The organism is Marixanthomonas sp. SCSIO 43207 (genome assembly GCF_019904255.1).
Lineage (GTDB): Bacteria > Bacteroidota > Bacteroidia > Flavobacteriales > Flavobacteriaceae > Marixanthomonas.
Map to the genome: position 1 here is coordinate 2,914,747 of NZ_CP063203.1, position 23,419 is coordinate 2,938,165.

General features: G+C 33.7%; 23 protein-coding genes. 11 read left to right on the forward strand and 12 right to left on the reverse strand.

The genetic code is table 11. The features are described 5' to 3' along the window. Positions 1-15: 15 nt before the first annotated feature. Both INR76_RS13690 and ytxJ read right to left on the reverse strand, forming a co-directional pair. Entirely contained in the window at positions 16-834 is an 819-nt protein-coding gene (locus INR76_RS13690) for a 5'-nucleotidase, lipoprotein e(P4) family (RefSeq protein WP_223108514.1), read from the reverse strand. Between the two features lie 13 nt (positions 835-847). Then, positions 848-1,243, reverse strand: coding sequence for a bacillithiol system redox-active protein YtxJ (gene ytxJ / locus INR76_RS13695; protein WP_223108515.1), 396 nt, complete (start codon positions 1,241-1,243; stop codon positions 848-850). Between the two features lie 215 nt (positions 1,244-1,458). On the opposite strand from ytxJ, the gene clpB reads away from it, so the two are divergent. Continuing rightward, the gene (gene clpB, locus INR76_RS13700) at positions 1,459-4,065 is read left to right on the forward strand and encodes an ATP-dependent chaperone ClpB (RefSeq protein ID WP_223108516.1); all 2,607 of its coding nucleotides are present in this window, start codon (positions 1,459-1,461) and stop codon (positions 4,063-4,065) included. 142 nt (positions 4,066-4,207) lie between these two features. Here clpB and INR76_RS13705 read toward each other — a convergent pair whose 3' ends face one another. From INR76_RS13705 to INR76_RS13730, 6 genes are all read right to left on the reverse strand, one after another. Next, entirely contained in the window at positions 4,208-5,038 is an 831-nt protein-coding gene (locus INR76_RS13705) for a hypothetical protein (protein WP_223108517.1), read from the reverse strand. Between the two features lie 71 nt (positions 5,039-5,109). After that, positions 5,110-5,475 carry a DUF4870 domain-containing protein gene (locus tag INR76_RS13710; protein ID WP_223108518.1) on the reverse strand — a complete coding sequence of 122 codons (366 nt, stop codon included), beginning with the start codon at positions 5,473-5,475 and terminating at the stop codon, positions 5,110-5,112. A gap of 157 nt (positions 5,476-5,632) precedes the next feature. Beyond that, entirely contained in the window at positions 5,633-6,454 is an 822-nt protein-coding gene (locus INR76_RS13715; protein ID WP_223108519.1) for a hypothetical protein, read from the reverse strand. Positions 6,455-6,460: 6 nt separating this feature from the next. Next, complete coding sequence (locus INR76_RS13720; RefSeq protein WP_223108520.1) at positions 6,461-7,180, reverse strand: hypothetical protein; 720 nt, start codon at positions 7,178-7,180, stop codon at positions 6,461-6,463. A 24-nt stretch (positions 7,181-7,204) separates the two neighbouring features. Beyond that, entirely contained in the window at positions 7,205-8,107 is a 903-nt protein-coding gene (locus INR76_RS13725; protein WP_223108521.1) for a DUF4412 domain-containing protein, read from the reverse strand. A 312-nt stretch (positions 8,108-8,419) separates the two neighbouring features. Further along, positions 8,420-8,605 carry a CsbD family protein gene (locus tag INR76_RS13730; RefSeq protein ID WP_223108522.1) on the reverse strand — a complete coding sequence of 62 codons (186 nt, stop codon included), beginning with the start codon at positions 8,603-8,605 and terminating at the stop codon, positions 8,420-8,422. A gap of 139 nt (positions 8,606-8,744) precedes the next feature. Between INR76_RS13730 and INR76_RS13735 the strand changes: the two genes are divergently transcribed. Beyond that, complete coding sequence (locus INR76_RS13735) at positions 8,745-9,269, forward strand: histidine phosphatase family protein (protein ID WP_223108523.1); 525 nt, start codon at positions 8,745-8,747, stop codon at positions 9,267-9,269. Here INR76_RS13735 and INR76_RS13740 read toward each other — a convergent pair. After that, positions 9,262-10,032, reverse strand: coding sequence for a DUF6503 family protein (locus INR76_RS13740; RefSeq protein ID WP_223108524.1), 771 nt, complete (start codon positions 10,030-10,032; stop codon positions 9,262-9,264). The two genes, INR76_RS13735 and INR76_RS13740, sit on opposite strands and share 8 nt — an antisense overlap. Before the next feature lie 94 nt (positions 10,033-10,126). Between INR76_RS13740 and smpB the strand changes: the two genes are divergently transcribed. Then, a complete protein-coding gene (gene smpB, locus INR76_RS13745; RefSeq protein ID WP_223108525.1) occupies positions 10,127-10,591 on the forward strand; it encodes an SsrA-binding protein SmpB in 465 nt (154 codons plus the stop codon). Between the two features lie 71 nt (positions 10,592-10,662). Continuing rightward, positions 10,663-13,140, forward strand: coding sequence for a DUF5686 and carboxypeptidase regulatory-like domain-containing protein (locus INR76_RS13750; RefSeq protein WP_223108526.1), 2,478 nt, complete (start codon positions 10,663-10,665; stop codon positions 13,138-13,140). Here INR76_RS13750 and INR76_RS13755 read toward each other — a convergent pair. Next, positions 13,137-13,778: a protein-L-isoaspartate(D-aspartate) O-methyltransferase gene (locus INR76_RS13755; RefSeq protein ID WP_223108527.1), complete on the reverse strand. Its 642-nt coding sequence runs from the start codon at positions 13,776-13,778 to the stop codon at positions 13,137-13,139. The genes INR76_RS13750 and INR76_RS13755 overlap by 4 nt on opposite strands. A gap of 188 nt (positions 13,779-13,966) precedes the next feature. Between INR76_RS13755 and INR76_RS13760 the strand changes: the two genes are divergently transcribed. From INR76_RS13760 to miaA, 7 genes are all read left to right on the forward strand, one after another. After that, complete coding sequence (locus INR76_RS13760; protein ID WP_223108528.1) at positions 13,967-14,935, forward strand: Gfo/Idh/MocA family protein; 969 nt, start codon at positions 13,967-13,969, stop codon at positions 14,933-14,935. Between the two features lies 1 nt (position 14,936). Beyond that, positions 14,937-15,827 carry a 3-hydroxyacyl-CoA dehydrogenase family protein gene (locus INR76_RS13765; protein ID WP_223108529.1) on the forward strand — a complete coding sequence of 297 codons (891 nt, stop codon included), beginning with the start codon at positions 14,937-14,939 and terminating at the stop codon, positions 15,825-15,827. 28 nt (positions 15,828-15,855) lie between these two features. Then, positions 15,856-17,094: a DUF1015 domain-containing protein gene (locus tag INR76_RS13770; protein WP_223108530.1), complete on the forward strand. Its 1,239-nt coding sequence runs from the start codon at positions 15,856-15,858 to the stop codon at positions 17,092-17,094. 79 nt (positions 17,095-17,173) lie between these two features. Beyond that, positions 17,174-17,827 (forward strand): YggS family pyridoxal phosphate-dependent enzyme, encoded by a 654-nt coding sequence (locus tag INR76_RS13775; protein WP_223108531.1) that lies wholly within the window; start codon positions 17,174-17,176, stop codon positions 17,825-17,827. Between the two features lie 41 nt (positions 17,828-17,868). Next, on the forward strand, positions 17,869-19,248 hold the full coding sequence (locus INR76_RS13780; RefSeq protein ID WP_223108532.1) for an exonuclease domain-containing protein: 1,380 nt from the start codon (positions 17,869-17,871) through the stop codon (positions 19,246-19,248). Positions 19,249-19,285: 37 nt separating this feature from the next. Then, complete coding sequence (locus tag INR76_RS13785; protein WP_255592708.1) at positions 19,286-20,128, forward strand: ion transporter; 843 nt, start codon at positions 19,286-19,288, stop codon at positions 20,126-20,128. Beyond that, on the forward strand, positions 20,128-21,045 hold the full coding sequence (gene miaA, locus INR76_RS13790; protein ID WP_223108533.1) for a tRNA (adenosine(37)-N6)-dimethylallyltransferase MiaA: 918 nt from the start codon (positions 20,128-20,130) through the stop codon (positions 21,043-21,045). The genes INR76_RS13785 and miaA overlap by 1 nt, the downstream gene beginning before the upstream one ends. 44 nt (positions 21,046-21,089) lie before the next feature. Here miaA and INR76_RS13795 read toward each other — a convergent pair whose 3' ends face one another. Further along, positions 21,090-21,806: a response regulator transcription factor gene (locus tag INR76_RS13795; protein ID WP_223108534.1), complete on the reverse strand. Its 717-nt coding sequence runs from the start codon at positions 21,804-21,806 to the stop codon at positions 21,090-21,092. Positions 21,807-21,809: 3 nt separating this feature from the next. Next, positions 21,810-23,396: a sensor histidine kinase KdpD gene (locus INR76_RS13800; protein WP_255592710.1), complete on the reverse strand. Its 1,587-nt coding sequence runs from the start codon at positions 23,394-23,396 to the stop codon at positions 21,810-21,812. Between the last annotated feature and the right edge of the window lie 23 nt (positions 23,397-23,419).

Here is a 23,419-nt window from a genome sequence, read left to right on the forward strand (position 1 = left end):
CGATTTTATATCAAATCAATATTTTTTTAAGCTTGAGCGAAGGATTGAATCTTTTTGAGCAGGTGACCAGTTGTAATTGCCTTCATAAATTCCATCTGTTTGCCAAGCACCATACATAGGGTTTGGGAGTACAATAAATTTGCTCCCAAATTCTCTTTTTAAAGAATCACTTAAATTATTTCTTTTTTCGGTTTTTTGATTGTCAAATACTTCTGAAAAATCTGAAAGATTATCCCCCAGATACATGACAACATTATAATTTACCAACACTTTTTGACGACGTACTTCTTTATTCATTCCTTTTTTCTTAAGAAAGATAAATTCTTCAGTTGTATTAGGTGCTTGTGCTTTTTTTAAATTTCGCAAGGTAACAGCCGTGCTTCTATCTTTTCTATCTGAAATATAAAACACAGTAACATTGTTTTTGTCGGCATAATTTAAAAAATCTATAGCTCCGGGTACTGCCTCTGCAGCTACTTGATCAACCCATTCTATCCAAGATTTACTAGTGTATGGTTTTCCGTTAATTGCACGAGTAGCTTGATATGGGCTGTTATCAAGGATAGTCTCATCAATATCTGTAATAATAGCCAATGGCTTACTTGATGTTGAATTGTTTATAATTGCAGCTTCAAGCTTACTTTTTGCTGTATTGAAAGCTTGGTAACAAAGCGCTCTGTATTCTGCAGAATTTTGTTGCCAAACAACTCCTAAAATTCCATAGGTATCTACATTATTTGTAGTTTCAGAAATTTGATTTGTTGAAGAAAGATTTTTACATGAAAATAAAGCTAATGTAATAATGCTTAAGCTTACAAAATATTTATGACGCATATTATTTATATATTTAAACAAACCTCTTCAAATGCTCAGCATTAATCCCTTGGTGCGAATCATGATGTATCACTTCGCCATCTTTTAAAACAATCATTTGAGGGCTTTCGTGATGCACTTTAAAGCGTGCCGCAATTTCGTTTGATACATCACGATTTTCTAGCAAATCTAGAAAATACAATGTGAGTTGATCATCTTGTAAGTCATAGCTTTTTTCAAATTGCTTTAACACCATTCTACTTATTCCACAACGAGTGCTATGTTTAAATATAGCTACAGGTTTATCTTTAGATTCAGCTGTAATATCGTCTAGTTGTTTCATAGAAGAAAGCACATGCCAAGGAGTCTCTACTAGTTCTTCTTTAGCTCTATCGCGTTCTGACTTTTTAAATATGTCTAAAAATCCCATAAAATATCTTTTTTCACAAAGGTAGCATCTTACTAATTAGTTTTTCTGAAATTTTTTATAAAACAGAAAACTAGTTTCAGCCATAATGTCTGCTACAAGTAGCTCTACAACAGACATTTTGTCTTAATTTTAAAATGGCTCATATTTTGAAATAGAGATTTAAAAATCAATAAAAACATAAGAAGTATTTTACTTCAGACAACACTATATAAAAAATGAACTTTAATAATTTTACCATAAAGAGTCAAGAGGCCATTCAGCAAGCGCAGCAAATAGCGCAAGCATTTGGTCATCAACAAATAGAAAATGAACACATTCTCAAAGCTATTTTTGAAGTAGATGAAAATGTAACACCATTTATTTTGAAGAAATTAAATGTAAACGTTGCTTTACTTCAGCAAGTATTAGACAAGCAATTAGAAAGTTTTTCAAAAGTAGAAGGTGGTGATATTATGCTTTCTCGTGAAGCAGGTAAAACTGTAAATGAGGCAAGTATTGTAGCTAAAAAAATGAATGATGAGTACGTCTCTATTGAGCATTTGTTATTGGCTATTTTAAAATCTAAAAGTAATATCGCGCAAAGCTTGAAAGATCAAGGAGTGACTGAAAAAGGCTTACAAGCTGCTATTGAAGAACTTCGCAAAGGAGACCGGGTTACTTCTCAAAGCGCAGAAGACACTTACAATTCGTTAAACAAATATGCGCGCAACCTCAACCAGTTAGCAAAAGACGGAAAACTAGATCCTGTAATTGGTCGAGATGAAGAGATAAGACGAATTCTTCAAATTTTATCACGCCGTACCAAAAACAATCCAATGTTGGTTGGAGAGCCTGGTACCGGTAAAACTGCAATTGCCGAAGGGCTTGCACATCGTATTGTAGATGGTGATGTACCCGAAAACTTAAAAACCAAGCAAATTTTCTCACTCGATATGGGCGCGTTAATTGCCGGTGCAAAGTTTAAAGGAGAGTTTGAAGAACGTTTAAAAGCGGTTATTAAAGAGGTAACCACAAGCGATGGCGATATTGTCCTTTTCATTGATGAAATTCACACCCTTGTAGGTGCCGGTGGTGGCCAAGGAGCTATGGATGCAGCAAATATATTAAAACCTGCCCTAGCGCGCGGTGAACTGCGTGCTATTGGAGCAACCACGCTAGACGAATACCAAAAGTATTTTGAAAAAGATAAAGCGCTTGAGCGTCGTTTTCAAAAAGTAACAGTAGATGAGCCCGATACCGAGAGTGCCATTTCAATTTTACGTGGTATTAAAGAAAAGTATGAAACTCACCACAAAGTACGTATCAAGGATGAAGCAATTATCGCAGCCGTAGAGCTATCACAACGCTATATTACCAACCGCTTTTTACCAGATAAAGCTATCGATTTAATGGACGAAGCTGCTTCAAAATTACGTATGGAAATCAATTCAAAACCTGAAGAGCTAGATGTATTGGACCGAAAAATAATGCAACTAGAAATTGAAATTGAAGCCATAAAACGTGAAAAAGATGAAGTTAAGTTAAAAACCCTTCGAGCAGATTTGGCAAACTTAAAAGAAGAACGTAATGAGCTTAATGCAAAATGGCAAAGTGAAAAAGAGGTAGTAGATAGCATTCAAAATCTTAAAAAAGAAGTAGAAGATTTAAAGCTGGAAGCCGAACGTGCCGAGCGAGAAGGCGATTTTGGGAAAGTGGCCGAGTTACGCTACGGAAAAATTAAAGATACCCAAGAAAAGCTATCAAAACTAGAAACCGAACTGGCCGAAAACGAAAGTGAAAGTTCGCTAATAAAAGAAGAAGTTACAAATGATGATATTGCCGAAGTAGTCGCAAAATGGACTGGGATACCGGTAACCAAAATGCTACAAAGCGAACGTGAAAAATTACTGAATCTAGAAAAACAGCTTCATAAACGCGTAGTAGGTCAAGAAGAAGCAATTGTCGCTGTAAGTGACGCTATAAGACGAAGCCGTGCAGGACTTCAAGATGAGAAAAAACCAATTGGTTCGTTCTTATTTTTAGGTACAACAGGTGTTGGTAAAACTGAACTTGCAAAAGCCCTTGCCGAATATCTTTTTGATGATGAAAACGCAATGACACGTATAGACATGAGTGAATACCAAGAGCGCCACAGTGTAAGCCGCCTAGTTGGTGCACCTCCAGGATATGTGGGTTATGATGAAGGTGGGCAATTGACCGAAGCTGTGCGTCGTAAACCATATTCAGTGGTATTGCTTGACGAGATAGAAAAAGCACACCCAGATACTTTTAATATTCTTTTACAAGTACTTGATGAAGGAAGATTAACAGATAATAAAGGTCGTGTAGCCGATTTTAAAAACACGATAATTATTATGACAAGCAATATGGGTAGCCATATTATTCAAGAGAAGTTTGAAAGCGTAAAAGACCCTGATACAGCTATGGAAGGTGCTAAAATTGAAGTTTTAGGCCTACTGAAACAACAAGTACGTCCAGAGTTTTTAAACCGAATTGACGATATTATTATGTTTACACCATTAACACGTAATGATATTAAAGAAATAGTTGGTTTACAATTAAAAGGTGTATCCAAGATGTTATCAAAACAGCATATCACTATTGATGCAACCGAAGAAGCTATTGCTTATTTAGCTGAAAAAGGGTTTGACCCTCAGTATGGCGCTCGACCTGTAAAACGAGTAATTCAAAAAGAAGTTTTAAATGAACTTTCAAAAGAAATTCTTTCAGGAAAAGTTCATACTGATAGTATTATTTTGATTGATAGCTTTGAGAATCGACTTGTTTTTAGAAATCAAACAGATTTGGTTGAAGAAAACTGAAATATCTTGAAACCTGCTTAATTATTAATACAAATAAATATGTTTTGTTTATAATTGATTGGTAAGCTAAAACACCCTGAAAAGAGAATGTTTCAGGGTGTTTTTGTTTAGTGAAAATTTGGCTAGTTAGGTTTCACTTCAATTAAAGTTCTTTAAATATCCACTTTGCGTTAGTGGGTATTTCACTTTCAACAGTATAGTTTCTTAATTTATAATAAGAAACCTCACCTACCATTTGATTATCGATGGTTTCAGTTTTTACAAAATTCCAACCTTTATTAAAAGATAAGTTATAAGTATCTGTTATAGTGATTTCTTTTATGGTCTCGGCGTTATTAGTTGCTTCAATACTTCGGTTACAGATTGAATATATTCCGGTAATTTCATCAGCAAACCATAACTTTAAACGATACCCAATTGCTCCATGATATTTTCCGAAAGGTGAATTATTATATTCTTGTTGCTTTGATGTTGCCAAGCTAAGCAGACCTATTTCATTTTCATTTTTCCGAACACTTAAGTAAGCTGAAACCAAACCTGTATTGGGTGATTTGTATTCTGCTTTTGTAACTGTTTTATTCATTTCACAAGTAAAAAAACTTGATATTGTTCTATCATAAGAAACTGTCTCTGGTAGGTTAAAATAAAATGAGCCATTTTGCTCTACTTTGCCTATTTGTATTTCTTCTTTATTTTTTCTTTTAAAAGGTTGTGTAACCAAAAAAATAGTAGCTTCGCCATACTCCCAATTTTTAAATTGCTTTTGATTATCCACGCTAATTGTATATTTTTTTAAGTGTGAATTTAAGGTTTTACTTATGTGATTGGTTTTTGATTGTTCTTCACTTTCTGGTTGTAATGTGTTTACATTTGAAACAAAAGTATCTTCAACAGTAGCTGGCACTCTTTTAATACTAGGTTCTTTACATCCTATGAAGACAATTAGTATTGCGATTATTTTAAGTATGTTCATATTTCCAAAACGTATTGTCTATAACAATAGTTGTGAAATGTATAACCGGGGAGTTACTACCATCACAAATTTTAAATGCTTTTAAACCACTCTTCAAATTTTTTTCCTAAGAATGGTAAAGGTTTTTTCTTTTCATTCATCGCGTTTACAAGCCCCATTATCCACATATAAATGAGAAGTAGTGTACCTACTACACTTACAATCCATCCTAATATAGGTATAAGTCCAATTACACCAAGAGCGATACCAGCTGCTGCTAATCCCACAGATTGTCTAATGTGATAGGCTCCAAATTCATTTTTCTTTTCATTATTCATTACATAAGCAATGATTAAACCTACGATTGTTAAATAAGCAATTACCGCTATGGTTTTACCATCATTTGCAGTTATTGTTTGTTCTGTGTCTTGCGCGGTGTTTGTCTGTGTTTTTTCCATAATTAAAGTATTAAGTGATGAATAACAGTAAGGATTCTGTCTGTACACCTTATGCTATAATCAAGCTCCTCTTCTTGATTAAATTGGTATGTTACTATGTAATAAAACCCCACCAAACACAGGAAAGACAGAATGCCTAACTGTTATTTTATAGTATTTATAATCCTAATGTTATCCATTTATCAATAGTTATAGTTTCTTCTGAAACAGGAACATATGTTAGTATAAGTTTAAGCGGTTTTTTAGTTTGTTTCTCTTCAACCATAAATTCATAAGACCCCATTCCTCCTGAAATACCTTTAAGTGGTTTTCCTTCCATATTATAAACCTGTACTTTTTCTATGGAAGCCATAATCTCATTTTTAGGAATTCTATAAATGATAAACCTTCCCTCTTCATTACTCATACTTGATGTGTTATCAAGTTGTACTTCTTTACCCTGAAATAAAATAGATGGAGTCGTGTAGAGCGATGTAACGTTAACCTCAACACTATCCTTTTTACTTATAGAAGACTTTGTAAAATAACCTATCTTCATTTTTACGTGCACCTTGGTAGCGCTGCTTGCGGGAGTAACCAATCCACTTTTTATAGATGCCCTAAAGCCTATTGTATCTTGCATAGCTCGCCAATCTTGTGGTTTGAAAAGACTCTCGGTACTAGTTGAAAACCTATAGTGGCCTTTTTTAGCCAATCGTTCAGACTCATCATTATAAGCAACAATTGCTTGTTTGTGAGCTTTGTGAAGATCTTTTCCGGTATCATCTTTCAGGAAAAGCAGTTGAGTTTTTGATACGTTTATGGATGAAAAATTTTCTGCTTGCACCCAAAAATCAATTTCAAATCTATTGTCTGAAAAAGATTCTCCCGGAATTTCTTTTTCAATTTCCACACGAACGGTTTCTACTTTTTGAGCGTATAGATTGGAAATCAGTAATGTGATTAATATTAGACTTATGTAGCTGTTTTTTATATTCATGGTACTCTAATTGTTACAGGGCAAAGAGCTTAATAAGTTAGTTACATTGACGGCTTCTTGGGCTACATTTGAGGGATGTAAGTTTTTCATTATTTTTGCCATATTGGGCAATACATTATCTAGCTCTTTCTGTAAGCCCATATCTTTTTTTGTAATTTCTCCACAATCCAATACGGTTTTGTCGTTTAGATCGTTTGAGCAATGATTGTTTAAATAGCCCCTGTAGAATTCAAGCCCTGAGACATCTATTAATGCGAGATAGATATTAGCCAGTTCTTCATCATTGAAAACACGGTTTTCATCTAGAAAAAAATCCATATTAAACATATCCAAATAAAGCGTACCTAAGAAAAGGGAGTACTTTTCCAATATTTTTTTTCGGTCTTCACAAGGAAGATTGTTCGTTCCAGAATCTGCAACCTGCTGAGAATAATTATTAACCTGAAGAGATTTCCTAATGACCGACCTCGCTGCCAAATATTCTTTTGGAGCATCCTTAAAAGCTGCATCGTTCATTGTTACCAATGCATCTGACATCCAGTTACCTACTGGACCAGCTTCTTCATTACCTGTAATTAACTTCATATTGTGTATGCCAAAAAACGTCTCCTGGACTGCTTGATTATCGCTACCATCCTCATCATCAAATAAATCTATTTGTGAGTATATAGGAGCACACATTATAAGAGTAAAAAAAAGTAACATAATAAGTTTATTTTTTCTCATAACTACACCTTTTAATTAGTTGTTTTACATACCAGATTTATAGTCTTTTTTCTCAATGACAAGTGTTTGTTTTTTTAAATCAGTACAAATCATATGCATGTTATCTTTACGTTTTTTACTAGATTGAAACTCCATTTCCATTATCAATGAGGTTTCATTAATTGGCATATTGGCGTAGGGACCTGTTTTTGGTAATGTTTTAAAATTGGCAAAAACTCCATTTAAGCTTACCGGCGCATCATTGGTAAACCACATTTTTCCTTCACCGTCTTTACTTATTACTTTATACCCTAAGCACTCATATCCCAAAATGTTTTTACCTTCAATTGGTATAATCTGTATTTGATCATCTCCCTTTTCAGGAAATAATTTATCACCATATTTTTGTTGCACTTTTTTCATATTGGGCATTTTCATTTTCATCGCCATCTTTTGACTTCCATCATCCATAAAAGTGACCATTATATTTTTCTTCAAATCATATACAATAGTGCTGTTTGCTCTTGAATCTGGCATCTTATTTCCGAAGTAAGCCGCATCTGGTTGTAATAAATACTCAAAAGGAATTTGATCTTTATTTGATGTCATTTGATACGTCACAGCATAAGAGAATGTGTAGTTGTCTGGTACGCCTTCTAGCCCTCCACCAAACATGGAACTTATTTTTTTCCCTGCAGCTTCTTTTTCTTCATCTGATAATTCTTTTGAATCTTTTCCTTCATTATTTTGATTTTTACCGTCTCCTTTAATCACACCATCAATTGTTTGATCTGTAGTTTTTGATACTTCTCGGTCGGTTTTGTTAAGTACGGTTCTCTCAACTGCATGTTCTGCCCGTTTTTTTAGTTTTTTAAAAAACTGTGCATGACTTACTCCAGATAAACCAATAATTAATACTAGAGAGAGAAGAAATTTAAAGAGTTTCATAATTTGATAGATTTTAAGTTTGATTTCGTTTTCTAAAAGTATGGGTGAGTTTTTTATAAAAGTGAAACATATGTTTCAAAATGTTGTAATTATGTAACATTTGATATAAAACTCAAATTACCAGCAACTTACAACAGGTTTCTATAAAAGATCACATCACAAACTTACATGCTACTCTATTAAATAATGGAGGGTAAACACTTGATTTCCAATGGGGAATTTTCCCCTTTTTAAAATGTTTGGATGAGTTTTAATAAAAAAAATCCGCTTAACAATGTAAGCGGATTAAAAATGTGTTGTTTCAAATTTTAATTACCAGCTGGCAATTTCTTTTTTAATATCTTCTTTTGCTTTACCGGTTTTTTCTTGAATTTTACCAACTACTTCGTCAAATTTTCCTTCAGAGAAGGTTTCATCATCATTCATTTCAACACCATACTTTTGTTTGACGTTTCCTTTAATTTGGTTCCATTTTCCTTTAATCTGTTCAGAGTTCATAGTTTTGTTTTTTTAGGTTTATAAGAATAAAGTTACGTTGATATCACACGCCAAATCATTAATGGAATGGTAAAATTTGAAACTACATCGTTATTTTATTACTAAAGTTTCTTAAAAAATGTTATTTTCAAAGAAAAACATGAAACGGAATGTTCTCCTTCTAGTATTAATAATGAGCTTTGCCTCTTGTAAAGACATTAAACAACCTGAACCTATAGTAGAAAACCCAGAAATAACGACGTATTATTTAATTCGTCACGCAGAAAAAAACCGCACAGATTCTACTAATGATGATCCTGCTCTCAATGAAAAAGGAATTGCTCGGGCTGCATTGTGGACCAAAGTATTTCAGAAAATAAAATTTGATGAAATTTATTCTACCGAATATAAACGAACACAACAAACGGTATCGGCAATTTCATTACAAAGTGATGTAAAACTAACACCGTATTCTGCAAATAATCTTTATAGTGAAGATTTTAAGATGCGTACGCAAGGTAAAACTGTACTAGTAGTTGGCCATAGTAATACTACTCCACAATTTGTTAACAAGATTATAGGTGAACAGCGATATCAAAATATGAACGACAATGACAACGGAAGTTTATATATAGTCACTGTTGCAGGAAATAAAACAGCTGTTCAAGTAATGACTATCAATTAAGCAGTTTTACCGAGACGTTTTCAGTCTTTATTTTTGAGAGTAACGCTAGTTCATTTTTTTCAAAAAGATCGTCTAGCTGTGTCAATGGTGTTTGAAGGTTATCGGTTTTATAATTATTATAGTCAACAAAACGAATACCTTCAATAGTTCTAGGGTTATAAGCTTCTCTAAAGCGTATACCACCACCATTTACTTCATATTTATAAGCCAAATAATCTACTGTAAAACGCTCTTTATTGATCCAATAAACAAACACATCATCATAATCGGTTCCGCCACCTTCTTTCTTAAAAGTAACCTCTATTTCATAATAGGAAGTATCTTTTATAGTGTCGGTTCCTACTAGTTTTTTCTGAACTGCAGCATCGTTTAATCCATAAGGGAGTTGTACAAAATAATGAACAGAATTTACGCTGTTGCTTAGCTTTTTGGCAGTTGTATCGGCTATTTTTAATTCTACATCATTTACAGATCGTGTAAAGCCCTCATTTGTAAGCTGATCTCGCACCACACCTATAGAATCTTTTGCAACACGCTCTAGCTCAAAAGCACCTTTTAAGCGTTTACTTCTATAACTATTTTCTCTGAAAGTAAATGTTATTTCAGCTTGATTACAATTTCCATTGCACGATTTTTTTATGGCTTTGTCAATAATATCTTGAGCCGTTAATTCTTTATTGGCAATGACCTGCTCGTTTTTTTCGGTCTGTTCCTTACAAGCAATTACTGCAAAGAACAAAAACAGAATTACAACATTTTTCATTTCAGTTATTTTATTATCAAAAGTACACAATAAGCGGCAAAAGTTATGATAGTTTTAAAAGGATAGTACGTGAATCTTCTTATTTTTGTTGTCTATGACACTTCAGAAAAACGTAAATATTAAAAACCGAAAAGCTCGGTTTGAATATGAAATACTAGACACCTATGTAGCCGGTATTGTGTTGGCAGGAACCGAAATCAAGGCTATTAGAGAAGGTAAAGCCTCTATAGCAGAGAGTTTTTGTGAATTTCAAAATCATGAACTCTTTGTAATTAACATGACGGTGCAAGAGTATTCACACGCTACTAGTTTTAATCACAACCCAAAAAGCGAACGAAAGTTACTTTTAAACCGAAATGAGCTGAAAAAGCTCGAGAAAGAGGTTAAAAACTCAGGCTTAACGATCATCCCGCTTAAATTATTTACAAACGATCGCGGATTGGCAAAACTTCAAATTGCTCTATCTAAAGGTAAAAAGCAATATGATAAGCGTGAAACAATAAAAAAACGCGAAAGCAAGCGCAACTTAAGCCGAATTAAAAAAGCTTTTAATAATTAAATAAACTTAAAGTTTTGTTATTATAGTAACAATAGCAATTGTTCAGTCGTCTTTAAAAAAAACTGATACCTATGACCAGAATTTTACTCGCTATTGTTTTTTTAACCTCAGCAATTGCTCAAGCTCAACTAGTAGGAAAAGTTACCGACACCAAAAACAATCCACTACCTTTTGTAAACATATATCTTAAAGATTCCTACAAAGGCACTACAACCAACGATAATGGAAATTATAAATTAACCATTTCTGAAACAGGCCAGTATCAAGTAATTTTTCAGTTTTTGGGTTATAAAACAGTAACCAAAACCATTAATGCAACGTCACTACCCCACGTTTTAAATGTTACTTTACAAGAAGAATCTGTAAGCCTCGATGAAGTAGTTTTAAATAATGGCGAAGATCCTGCGTATCGAATTATTAGACAAACTATTAACAACCGAAGATTAAACCTTGAAAAAAATTCAGCATATACTGCAGATTTTTATTCAAGAGGTATCTGGCGAGTTGAAGATTTACCTGAAAAAATATTGGGGCAAGAAGTAGGAGATTTTGATGGAGCACTTGATTCAACCCGAACCGGAATCATTTACCTCTCTGAGACTATTAGTGAAATAGCGTACCAAAAACCAGACAATTTTAAAGAAAAAATTATAGCCAGCAAAGTAAGCGGAAATGACAATGGTTTTAGCTTTAACAGTGCCCAAGATGCCAATTTTTCTTTTTATGAAAACACAATTGATATTAATGCAGCTATTGTTTCTCCCATAGCAGATAATGCGTTAAACTATTATAAATATAAACTTGATGGGGTTTTTTATGAAGAAAACAAACTCATCAATAAAATTAAAGTAACTCCCAAAAGACCAAAAGATCGCGTTTGGGAAGGTTTTATATATATTGTTGAAGATGATTGGCAGCTCTACGGAACCGAGCTTACCACAACAGGCACTGCCATTCAAGTGCCTATGGTTACAAAATTAATTTTTAAACAAAATTTTAAATTTGATACCAAAACAGATAGTTGGGTAAAGCGTTCACAAACCATAGATTTTGGGTTCAAATTTTTAGGCTTTCAAGGAGATGGTCAATTTATTGCCGTATATAGTAACTACGATTTTAAACCTCAATTTTCAGAAAACACCTTTAGTAATGAAGTATTATTGTTTACTGAAAATGCCAACAAAAAAGACAGTATTTTTTGGAAAGGAACACGTCCCGTTCCTTTAACCAATGAAGAGTTGAAAGATTACATAAAAAAAGACAGCATTCAAGAACTTCGGAAATCTAAAAAATATTTAGACTCGGTAGATGCGGTTTCAAATAAGTTAAGGGTGTTAGATCCTATAACCGGATATACCTATAAAAACACCTACAACAAATGGCGGTTAAATTATGAAGGAATTATTCCGGGTATAAATTTTAACACCGTTCAAGGTTGGAATGCCGCTGCAGGTCTTCAATATTTTAAATGGTATGACGAAAACCAAACAGAATGGCTTTCTATTTATGGCGATGCTACGTATGGAATTTCTGAAGACAGACTTCGTTTTACCGGCGGAATAACCAAAAACTTCAACCGTACCAATAGATTGCGTTTATCACTTTTTGGCGGAAGTAAAGTACAACAATTCAATGCAAATGAACCCATTTCACCTATTGTAAACACTGTTTCAACTCTATTTTTTGAGCGCAATTATATGAAAGTATATGAGTTAAACCACGCAAAAATAGCTTATAGTCAAGAACTTTTTAATGGGTTACGGTTGTTTACAAACGCGGGTTTTGAACAACGTAAACCACTTTTTAATACTACAGATTATGTAACCATTCCAAACGATGATGTTTCATACACTTCAAACAATCCCATAAATTCATCAGATTTTGATAATGCAGCAATTACAGAACACGAACTTTTTAAAACAACCATTTCTGCAGCTATCACTTTTGGTCAAAAGTATATGACCTACCCCGACGGAAAATACAATTTAGGAAATAACAAATACCCTGCGCTCAACATAACCTTTGAGAATGGTTTAGGAGCATCAAATAAAGATTATAATTATAGTCAATTAAAAGCCAGTGTGTATCAATCTATCAACACAGGTAACAAAGGTGAGTTTGCTTACCGTCTAAAAGGAGGTACTTTTTTTAATGGAGAAAACATAAGCTTTGTAGATTATCAACATTTCAATGGAAACCAAACCCGAATTGGCACTTCATCTAATTATACCAATGTTTTTAATTTACTTCCTTATTATCAGTTAAGCACCAATAAAAACTACTTTGAAGGCCATCTTGAACACGATTTTAAAGGCTGGATATTAGGTAAAATTCCCGGTGTTAATCAACTAAATTTTAATCTGGTTGCCGGAGCACATCTTTTAAGCATAGAAAACAATAAACCGTATAGTGAGTTTTCAGTAGGTATTGATAATTTGGGAATAGGCAATTTCCGATTTTTGAGGCTAGATTATGTACGGTCGTATTACAATGGAAACAGCGATGGTGCTTTTGTCTTTGGTTTAAAGTTTTTAGGGTTTTTAGACTAATTTTTATCCTCTAATAAAGGTACAAACCGAAACTCTCCAAATTCATGTTTTTCAAATTCCTTTTCTGAAGTACGTGTAAAAACGGTCATAATTTGTACATCTTCACCAACAGGAATCACAAGCTTTCCCCCTATTTTTAATTGTGCCATAAGTGGCTTAGGAACGTAAGGAGCACCGGCGGTAACAACTACTCCGTCATATGGAGCTTCTTCAGGGAGACCTTTATAACCATCACCAAAAATTAAACGTTTGGGACGATACCCTAATTTTGGTAAAAACCGTTTCGTTTTTTTGAAAAGTTCATTTTGACGTTCAATAGAAAAAACAGTAATACCCATTTCTAGCAACACAGCCGTTTGATAACCACTACCTGTACCTATTTCTAGTACTTTATCACCTTTTTTTACATTCAACAATTCGGTTTGCCGTGCTACTGTATAAGGTTGTGAAATGGTTTGATCTGCAGCAATAGGAAACGCTTTATCAACATACGCATGCTCTGTAAAGCTAGAATCCATAAACAAATGTCGAGGTATAGCGTTAATAGCATCCAATACTTGTAAGTTTTGAATTCCTTTTGCTTTTAACGTTTCAACCAAACGTTTTCTCATGCCTTTATGTGTAAACGTATCTTTCACGATGGTACTTTTAAGCTACAAAATAAACAAACTTTTCAATGACCAATAGACAAAAACCAATAATAAATCAGTATTTATTTTTCTTCTGAAAAAAGAAACAGAAAGTCAATAGTTTATGAAATGGTAAATATTTAATCACCTTCGTAATTTACTATGAAAACCGTTACCTTTGCGTAAAACAGAAACCGATGCTAAAAGCCGGAGTGTTAGGTGCAGGACACCTTGGAAAAATTCACTTAAAATTACTGAAGCAATCTACCAAATATGACTTGGTAGGATTTTATGATAAAAGTCCAGAAGCTTCAGAAAAAGTAGAAAAAGAATTTGGGTATAAAAGGTTCTCCTCGATGGAAGCTTTAATTGAAGCCTGTGATATGGTAGATGTAGTAACCCCTACATTGTATCATTTTGATGCTGCAAAACAAGTTATTGAAGCAGGTAAACATCTATTTATAGAAAAACCTATAACACACACAGTTCCGGAAGCAGAAGCGCTACTAGAACTAGCAAAAATTCATAAGGTAAAAGGGCAAGTAGGTCACGTAGAACGTTTTAACCCTGCGTTTATGGCAGTAAACCATAAGATTAAAAGCCCTATGTTTATTGAATCTCACCGCTTGGCAGAGTTTAATCCTCGCGGAACAGATGTTTCGGTAGTGTTAGACCTAATGATTCATGATATTGATGCTATTTTAAGTGTAGTTAATTCAAAAGTAGTAGATATTCACGCCAGTGGTGTTTCTGTAATTAGTGATACACCAGATATTGCCAACGCACGTCTTGAGTTTGAAAACGGTTGCGTAGCCAATCTTACAGCAAGCAGAATTTCTATGAAAAAAATGCGTAAAGCTAGGTTTTTTCAGCGTGATGCCTATATTTCAGTAGATTTCTTAGAGAAGAAATGTGAAGTAGTAAAAATGAAAGACGCACCAAAAACACCCGATGATTTTGCTATGATATTAACCAATGCCGAAGGTGTTAAAAAACAAATTTACTTTGACAACCCTAAGGTAGATAATAACAACGCTATTTTGGATGAATTGGAAACGTTTGCCGATGCCATTAACAATAATACAAAACCGGTAGTAAGTCTTGAACAAGGTACCGAAGCATTACGCGTAGCAATGCAGATAATTACAAATTTTAAAAAATTATAAAATGAAAAATATTGCAGTAATTGGAGCAGGAACTATGGGAAATGGAATTGCCCACACATTTGCTCAAAATGATTATAAAGTAAAACTTATTGACATCTCTCAAGAGTCTCTAGATAAAGGTATGGCGACCATTACCAAAAACTTGGATAGAATGGTTGCAAAAGAAAAAATTTCAGAAGAAAATAAAAAAAACACCCTTGCCAATATTACTACATTCACAAACTTGGAAGAAGGTGTAAAAAACACTAGCCTTGTTGTTGAAGCAGCAACTGAAAACTTAGACTTAAAACTGAAAATTTTTAAAGATTTAGATTCTTATTGTTCGCAAGACACCATTTTGGCAAGTAACACTTCTTCAATTTCAATTACACAAATTGCTGCTGTTACTTCACGTCCAGAAAAAGTAATTGGGATGCACTTCATGAACCCGGTGCCTATTATGAAACTTGTAGAAATCATTAAAGGATACAGTACCAGTACCGAAACATATAACACAGTTGAAGACCTTTCAAAAAAATTAAATAAAGTACCTGTTGAAGTAAACGACTATCCTGGCTTTGTGGCAAACCGTATATTGATGCCTATGATTAATGAAGCTATTGAAACTTTATACAACGGCGTGGCTGGTGTTGAAGAAATTGATACCGTTATGAAGTTGGGTATGGCACACCCAATGGGGCCACTACAATTAGCAGATTTTATAGGTCTAGATGTTTGCCTTTCAATCCTAAACGTTATGTACGACGGATTTAAAAACCCAAAATATGCACCATGTCCACTTCTAGTAAATATGGTTACAGCAGGAAAAATGGGTGTGAAGAGCGGAGAAGGTTTTTACGATTACAGTGAAAGCCGTAAAGCAGAACATGTTTCTAGCCAATTCAGAAAATAATTATCATTATTTGTTGAGCAAGTAAGCAATGGCAAGAATAATCCCTTTTAAAGCAGTACGCCCTACCCGCGACAAAGTAAGTTTGCTCGCGGCGCGGTCGTATGATAGCTATACTCAAGAAGAAAGGGAATCTAGATTGAGAGATAATCCATTTTCATTTTTGCATATCGTTAATCCCGGTTATAAATATCACAAAGAAATTTCTGGTGAAGAACGATACTCATTAGTAAAAAACCGATATCAAGAGTTTAAAGAAGATGGAGTTTTTATGGAAGATGAAAAACCCAGCTTTTATATTTATAAAATTGTAAACAGAGACGGACTTGAGTTTAATGGAATTGTCGCTGCTGCCAGTACCGAAGATTATAAAAACGATGTAATAAAAAAGCACGAAGAAACCCTTCAATATAAAGAAGTAGTTTTTAAAGAATATTTAAAAACAGTAGGGTTTAACGCCGAAGCCGTCTTACTTACATATCCAGATAATAAAGAAATTTCGGCTATTGTTGAAAATGTAATGACTACTCGAGCAGAGTATGAATTTACAACCACATATCGAGACACACATTACTTGTGGAACGTTGATAATGATGAAATAGTTTCAAAAATAAGCAAGCTGTTTTCTGAAATGAACAGCCTTTACATTGCAGACGGTCACCATCGTAGCGCTTCTTCCTTTTTATTGGCAGAAGATTTAAAAAAAGAAAACGATCATCATACCGGGGATGAATCTTATAATTTTTTCATGAGTTATTTAATTCCGGAGAGTGATTTAAAAATTTACGAATTCAATCGATTGGTAAAGGGATTAAACGGATTAAGCAAGGAAGAATTTCTTATAAAACTAGATGCTGTTTTCCGAATTGAGAATAGAGGTTTAGAATATTACAAACCAACTCAAAAACAGAACTTTAGTATGTATCTGGATGGTGAGTTTTATTCTTTATACCTTCGTAAAAACAGTTATACCATCAATAACGCGCTTGACGCACTCGATGCTCAAATATTGTTTACCACTATTTTAAAACCTATTTTGGGTATTGAGGATTTGCGCAACGATCAACGTATTAAATATACAGACGGCAAAAGTGATATGGCCTATGTACAAACAGTAGTAGATCGCGGTGAGTTTACAGTAGGTTTTGGATTATTACCTGTAAGTGTTTCTGAAATGAAAAATATTGCAGATGAAAGGTTAAAAATGCCCCCAAAAACAACTTTTGTCTTGCCAAAGTTGCGCAGTGGCGTTACCATTTACGAATTTTAGTATCCTTAAAATCTTCTCAACAAATAGCCGTTGTTTTTATAAGCTATTTGTATTTTAAGCTATATAGAAAAAATAGACTATGAGTGTTTCAGAAAATATTAAAGAGTTTAAAAATAATCTTCCTGAAGATGTAACCTTAGTGGCAGTTTCAAAAACAAAACCGGTTTCAGAAATTATGGAAGCTTATAACACCGGTCACCGTATTTTTGGCGAAAATAAAGTACAAGAAATGGAAGCCAAATGGGAAGAAATGCCAAAAGATATCGAGTGGCACATGATTGGTCACGTACAGCGTAATAAAGTGAAATATATGGCTCCATTTGTGAGTTTAATTCACTCTGTGGATAGTAAACGGTTATTGAAAGAAGTTAATAAACAAGCAAAAAAGGTAGATAGGGTTATTGATTGTTTGCTTCAAATTAAAATTGCCGAAGAGGATAGTAAATTTGGTCTTGATAAAAATGAAGCGCTAGAGTTATTAGCTTCTGAAGCATTTCAAAAGTATGAAAATGTAAGAGTGATTGGTTTAATGGGAATGGCTACATTTACTGATAATGAAAATCAAATTTCAGAAGAGTTTAAAAAACTGAAACAAATATACGATTCAGTAAAAGACGATTATAACTTCACTCATCTGTCTATGGGAATGAGTGGTGATTACTCAATTGCCATAAAACACGGCAGTAACATAGTGCGAGTAGGAAGTGCTATTTTTGGAGAACGTAATTATTAAAATAAGGCTTTAAAGTAATAATAAAGAAGAGTAATAAGTAGATGTACGCCATTTTAGATATTGAAACAACTGGAGGAAAGTATAATGAAGAGGGAATTACTGAAATAGCTATTTATCGTTTTGACGGGCACGAAGTGGTTGATCAATTTAGTAGTTTAATTAATCCAGAACGTAGCATTCAACCCTTTGTAGTAAACTTAACCGGGATAAACAACCAAATGTTACGTAATGCTCCTAAATTTTATGAAGTTGCAAAACGCATTATAGAAATTACAGATGATTGTATCCTTGTAGCGCACAACGCTAAGTTTGACAATAGAATTCTCACAACAGAATTTGACCGTTTGGGTTATAAATATGAAAAAAACACCCTGTGTACGGTTGAGCTTTCCAAAAGGTTAATACCGGGGCTTCCCTCCTATAGTTTAGGAAAACTAGTCAAGTCTTTAGGCATTCCATTGACCGATAGACACCGGGCTCAGGGTGATGCAAGGGCTACAGTTTCGCTCTTCAAAATGCTGTTAAATAAAGACACTTCAAAAAATATAATCCAAGCTGCTGTACGTAAAAATCCAAAACGGCAATTAGAGCCAAAACTTCTAGATTTAATTGCTGAAGCGCCTTCAGAAACAGGAGTTTATTACATGCATCGTGAAGACGGAAAAATAATTTATATAGGTAAAAGCAAGAATATCAAAAAACGGTTGGTGCAGCATTTTACTTCAGATAACCGAAAATCAAAGCGTATGCAAGTTGAAGTTACTAGTGTGAGTTTTGAAAAAACTGGAAGTGATCTCATTGCACAATTGAAAGAAAGCGAAGAAATAAAACGAAACAAACCAGTTTACAACCGTGCTTTGCGAAAATCAATTTTTAACCACCAACTTACATCTTTCATTGACGATTACGGATACATAAACTTAAAAATTGAAAAGGCCGATGGTAGAAAAAAAGCCATTACGACCTTTACAAACCATCAACAAGCAAAAGCAATTTTATTTAAAATAACCGAAGAATATGCGCTTTGCCAAAAATTAAATGGTCTTCATAAAACCCAAGGTAGTTGTTTTCAATATTCTATAAAAGAATGTAATGGAGCTTGTATACACCAAGAAACCCCAGAAGAATACAACCAGCGAGTAAGAGCATTTATAACCCAAAAAAGCTTTACAAATCAACATATGCTTATTGTTGACAAAGGACGAGATGTAGAAGAAAGATCGGTTGTTTTAATTGAAGATGGAAGGTATATGGGGTTTGGTTTTTTTTCGTTAAATCATCAAATTACCAATCCCAACATTTTAAAAACGCTTATAAATCCGATGCAACATAATAGAGATGTACAACATATTATTCAAAATTATCTTCGGAAAAACAAAAAATTGAAAATTGTTAATCTCGCAAAGGATGCTATAAATTAATTAAACTTACCTATTTTTATAGCTTAAGACATTACTATTGAAAACACAAAAAAATAAAGGATGGCGTGAAAGATTACACGAGATTATTGCCGAGGCAGATACGCCCATGGGCAAACTCTTTGATGTAGTGTTACTTATTCTTATATTATTAAGTGTTCTTTTTGTAATGGTAGAAAGCGTAAAAGGACTTCCTGAAAAAGCTTATGACATTTTATACATAGGAGAATGGGTAATCACCATATTTTTTACGTTTGAATACATTGCCAGAATCTTAACCGTAAAAAAACCAACCAATTACATATTCAGCTTTTATGGAATTATCGATTTTCTGTCTACCATTCCATTATACCTTTCATTTATATTGGTAGGTAGTAATGTTCTTATTACTGTGAGAGCTTTAAGACTACTGCGAGTTTTTAGAATTTTAAAGATTACTCGATATATAGGTGAAGCCAACAAACTGAAAAAAGCTTTAAACGATAGTCGCCCAAAAATATTGGTTTTTCTATTTGCGGTACTAATTATTGCAGTTATTGCAGGAACTTTGATGTACTTAATTGAAGGAGAAGAAAGTGGTTTTAACAGCATTCCTGTGAGTGTTTACTGGTGTATTGTGACGCTAACCACTGTAGGTTTTGGTGATATTGCTCCCGTAACACCATTAGGACAATTTCTAGCAACCGTCATTATGATTTTGGGTTATGGTATTATTGCAGTACCTACAGGAATTGTAAGTGCAGAGTATGCCAAAAGCAAAGAATATGTTCACGTAAATACACAAGCCTGCTATAATTGCGGCGCTCTAAAACATCGTGATGATGCAAAATTTTGCCATAAATGTGGTCAAAACCTACATCCTGAAAACTTAAAAGACACGTAATGGCTTTTTCTCAACCGTTACTTATTTGTGTGGTAGGACCTACCGCAATAGGAAAAACAAAACTTGCCATTAACATTGCACAATTATTTAATACCGAAATCATTTCAGCAGACTCTAGGCAGTTTTTTAAAGAAATGACCATTGGTACGGCAGTTCCATCTTCACAAGAATTGGATGCTGCTCCACATCATTTTATTCAAAATAAAAGCATTTTTGAAACCTATAGTGTAGGTGATTTTGAAACAGAAGCACTAGAAACATTAAAACAACTCTTCAAAAAAAAGGATGTTGCTGTTATGGTAGGTGGTTCTGGTTTGTATGTTGATGCAGTGGTTAAAGGGCTCGATTCATTTCCTAAAGTTCCGAAAGAAATACGAGAAGCGTTAACTCTTGAGTTGGAAGAAAATGGATTAGCATCACTTCAGAAAGAACTGGAGAATAAGGATGCTCAATATTATAAAAAGGTTGATCATCAAAATCCGCATAGAGTTATTCGTGCTTTAGAAGTTATTAGAGTTTCTGGTAAACCTTATTCTTCATTTCTCAATCAAAAGAAAAAAGAACGTTTTTTTGACACTCTTTATGTTGGATTAACGGCAGAAAGAGAAGTAATCTACTCTCGTATTAACCAACGTGTAGATAATATGATGGATGAAGGTTTACTTGATGAAGCAAAACAACTTTATAAACACAGGGAATTAAATGCTTTACAAACTGTGGGCTATAAAGAGCTTTTTAAGTATTTGGATGGAACTGTTGAACTTGAAGTTGCGGTTTCAGAAATAAAGAAAAACACAAGGCGATTTGCTAAAAGGCAAAATACATGGTTCAAAAAAAACCCAGCAATACATTGGTTTAACTACACAACGTCTGCTGAAAAAATAGTGCAAGAACTCAAATCAAAAAACGCCCTTTGAAAAGGGCGTTTTCCCACTTAAATACTTATAATTATAAAATAGTACTAGTTGTCAACTTCGTCTTTAACAACCAAACGGAATCCTTCTCCGTGTATATTTATAATTTCTACGCCATCGTCTTTTCCTAAATACTTACGAAGTTTTGCGATGTAAACATCCATACTTCTAGAGGTGAAATAGTTATCGTCTCTCCATATTTTTGTGAGAGCCAATTCACGAGGCATTAAATCATTTTTATGCAATGCTAACAGTCTAAGTAGTTCATTCTCTTTTGGAGAAAGTTTAATAGGATCTTCTTCTTTATAAGTTAAAAAGCGAAGCTTAGAGTTAAGGTGGAAGTTTCCTACTTCAAATTCAAATTGCTTACTGTCTGCAATACTGTCTGTTGCTTTTCTTTGAATAATAGCTTTAATTTTCATCAACAATACTTCACTATCAAAAGGTTTGTTGAGGTAATCATCTGCACCTACTTTGTATCCTTTTAAAACGTCTTCTTTCATTGCCTTTGCAGTAAGGAATATGATTGGAATATCTTCATTCTTATCACGAATTTCCTTGGCTAATGTAAACCCGTCTTTATAAGGCATCATTACATCAAGAATACAAAGATCAAAGTCGTCTTTTTTAAACTTTTCAAAGCCTTCCATACCGTTTTTGGCATGAACTACTTCATAATCATTCATAGCTAGGTAGTCTTTTAAGACCGTTCCGAAGTTTGGATCGTCTTCTACCAATAAGATCTTTTTGTTTTCAGTTTCCATAATTTAAGATATTAAGTGTATTTTTATTATAAAGGTACTGCCTTTTCCTTTTTCACTCTCCACATATACTTGTGCATCATGATCATCAAGAATTCGCTTTACATAAGCTAGGCCAAGACCGTGCCCTTTTACATTATGTATATCACCGGTGTGTTCTCGGTAAAATTTTTCAAATATTTTCTTTTGGGTTGCTTTACTCATACCCATTCCTTGATCGCGTATTTTAAGGATAATATAGTCCTTGACGTTTTCAGTATACACATCAATCTTAGGAGGTTCTTCAGAGTATTTTATAGCATTGTCTAAAATGTTAACCACTACATTGGTTAAGTGTGACTCATTGGCCAAAACCGAAGATTTTAAAGCTCCTAAATGACTTGTTATATAACCTCCACGATCTTCTACAATAAGTTCTACATGGCTTATTGCTTCGTTAATAATATTGTGCAGTTTTAAACGCTCTTTTGGAAGATCAAGTTCGTTTTTTTCCAGTTTAGAAATGCGCAGCACATTTTCAACCTGTGCGTGCATGCGACGGTTTTCATCCCTAATCATTTTTAAATATCGCTCCAAAAATTCTCTATTGTCCTTTATTTTTGGGTTTTTAAGAGAATCTAAGGCAAGATTAATTGTCGCTATTGGTGTTTTAAACTCGTGCGTCATATTATTGATAAAGTCAGATTTAATTTGTGAAATCTGTCTTTGTTTAAAAATTTGAGATAAAGCACTTGCATAGGCTAATATAATTACCGCAGTAAAAATCAATGATAATACTGCCATACCCAAAATAGAATTGAGTACTACTTTTTCTTTTTCTGAAAAATTCACATACAATTGATAATCATTAAATCCTTGATCGTTTCCGAACAATGGTACCACATACGTACTTTCTGGATCTAATGAAAAATTATCTGATCGTACTTTGGTTGCTAAATTGTTACTATACACAGCATACTCAAATTTTGAGTCTATCCCCCTATCATTCAACTCTTTTGTTATTAAACCTTCAATCTCTTGACCATTTACACGCTTGTGTAATGGTACTTTTGTTGAGATATTGAAATAGGCGTTTTCAAACTGGTTTTTTTCAAAATCTTTTAATCTCTTAAATGAAATCTCTCTAGATTCTGAAGGGTTTTCGTTATCAATTCCAGGATTGATTTTGGTAGTAGTCTTTCTATTAGTCAATCTTTTAAATTGAATACTATCAAAATCCATATCTAAAAAACTAGAAGAAAGCTTATAATCTTCTTCCAAAATACCATCTGAATAGATAAATACCTCGTTTGTTCTATCGTTTTTAGTTTTGTAAACTAATTCACTAAAATTGACATTCTCAGGCACCTCAAGACTGTCAACATACCGGCTATAAACGTTGTAAAAGTCTTCTATTTCTCTATCTTTAATCTGTTTTGTAGCAGAAAAAAGCGTTTGCTGTACATTAAAAGTAAACTGTTCTTCTTTAGTTTGATACGAATTCGCAATCCAGTATCCCTGCACAAACATAATCCCTAGCAGCGACAAACTCATTAGTGCTATAAGTAAGGCGAATAGCTTTTTATTCATAGCCCAAAAGTAAGATTTTAACATTTAGCACAGTTTTCATTTAACCA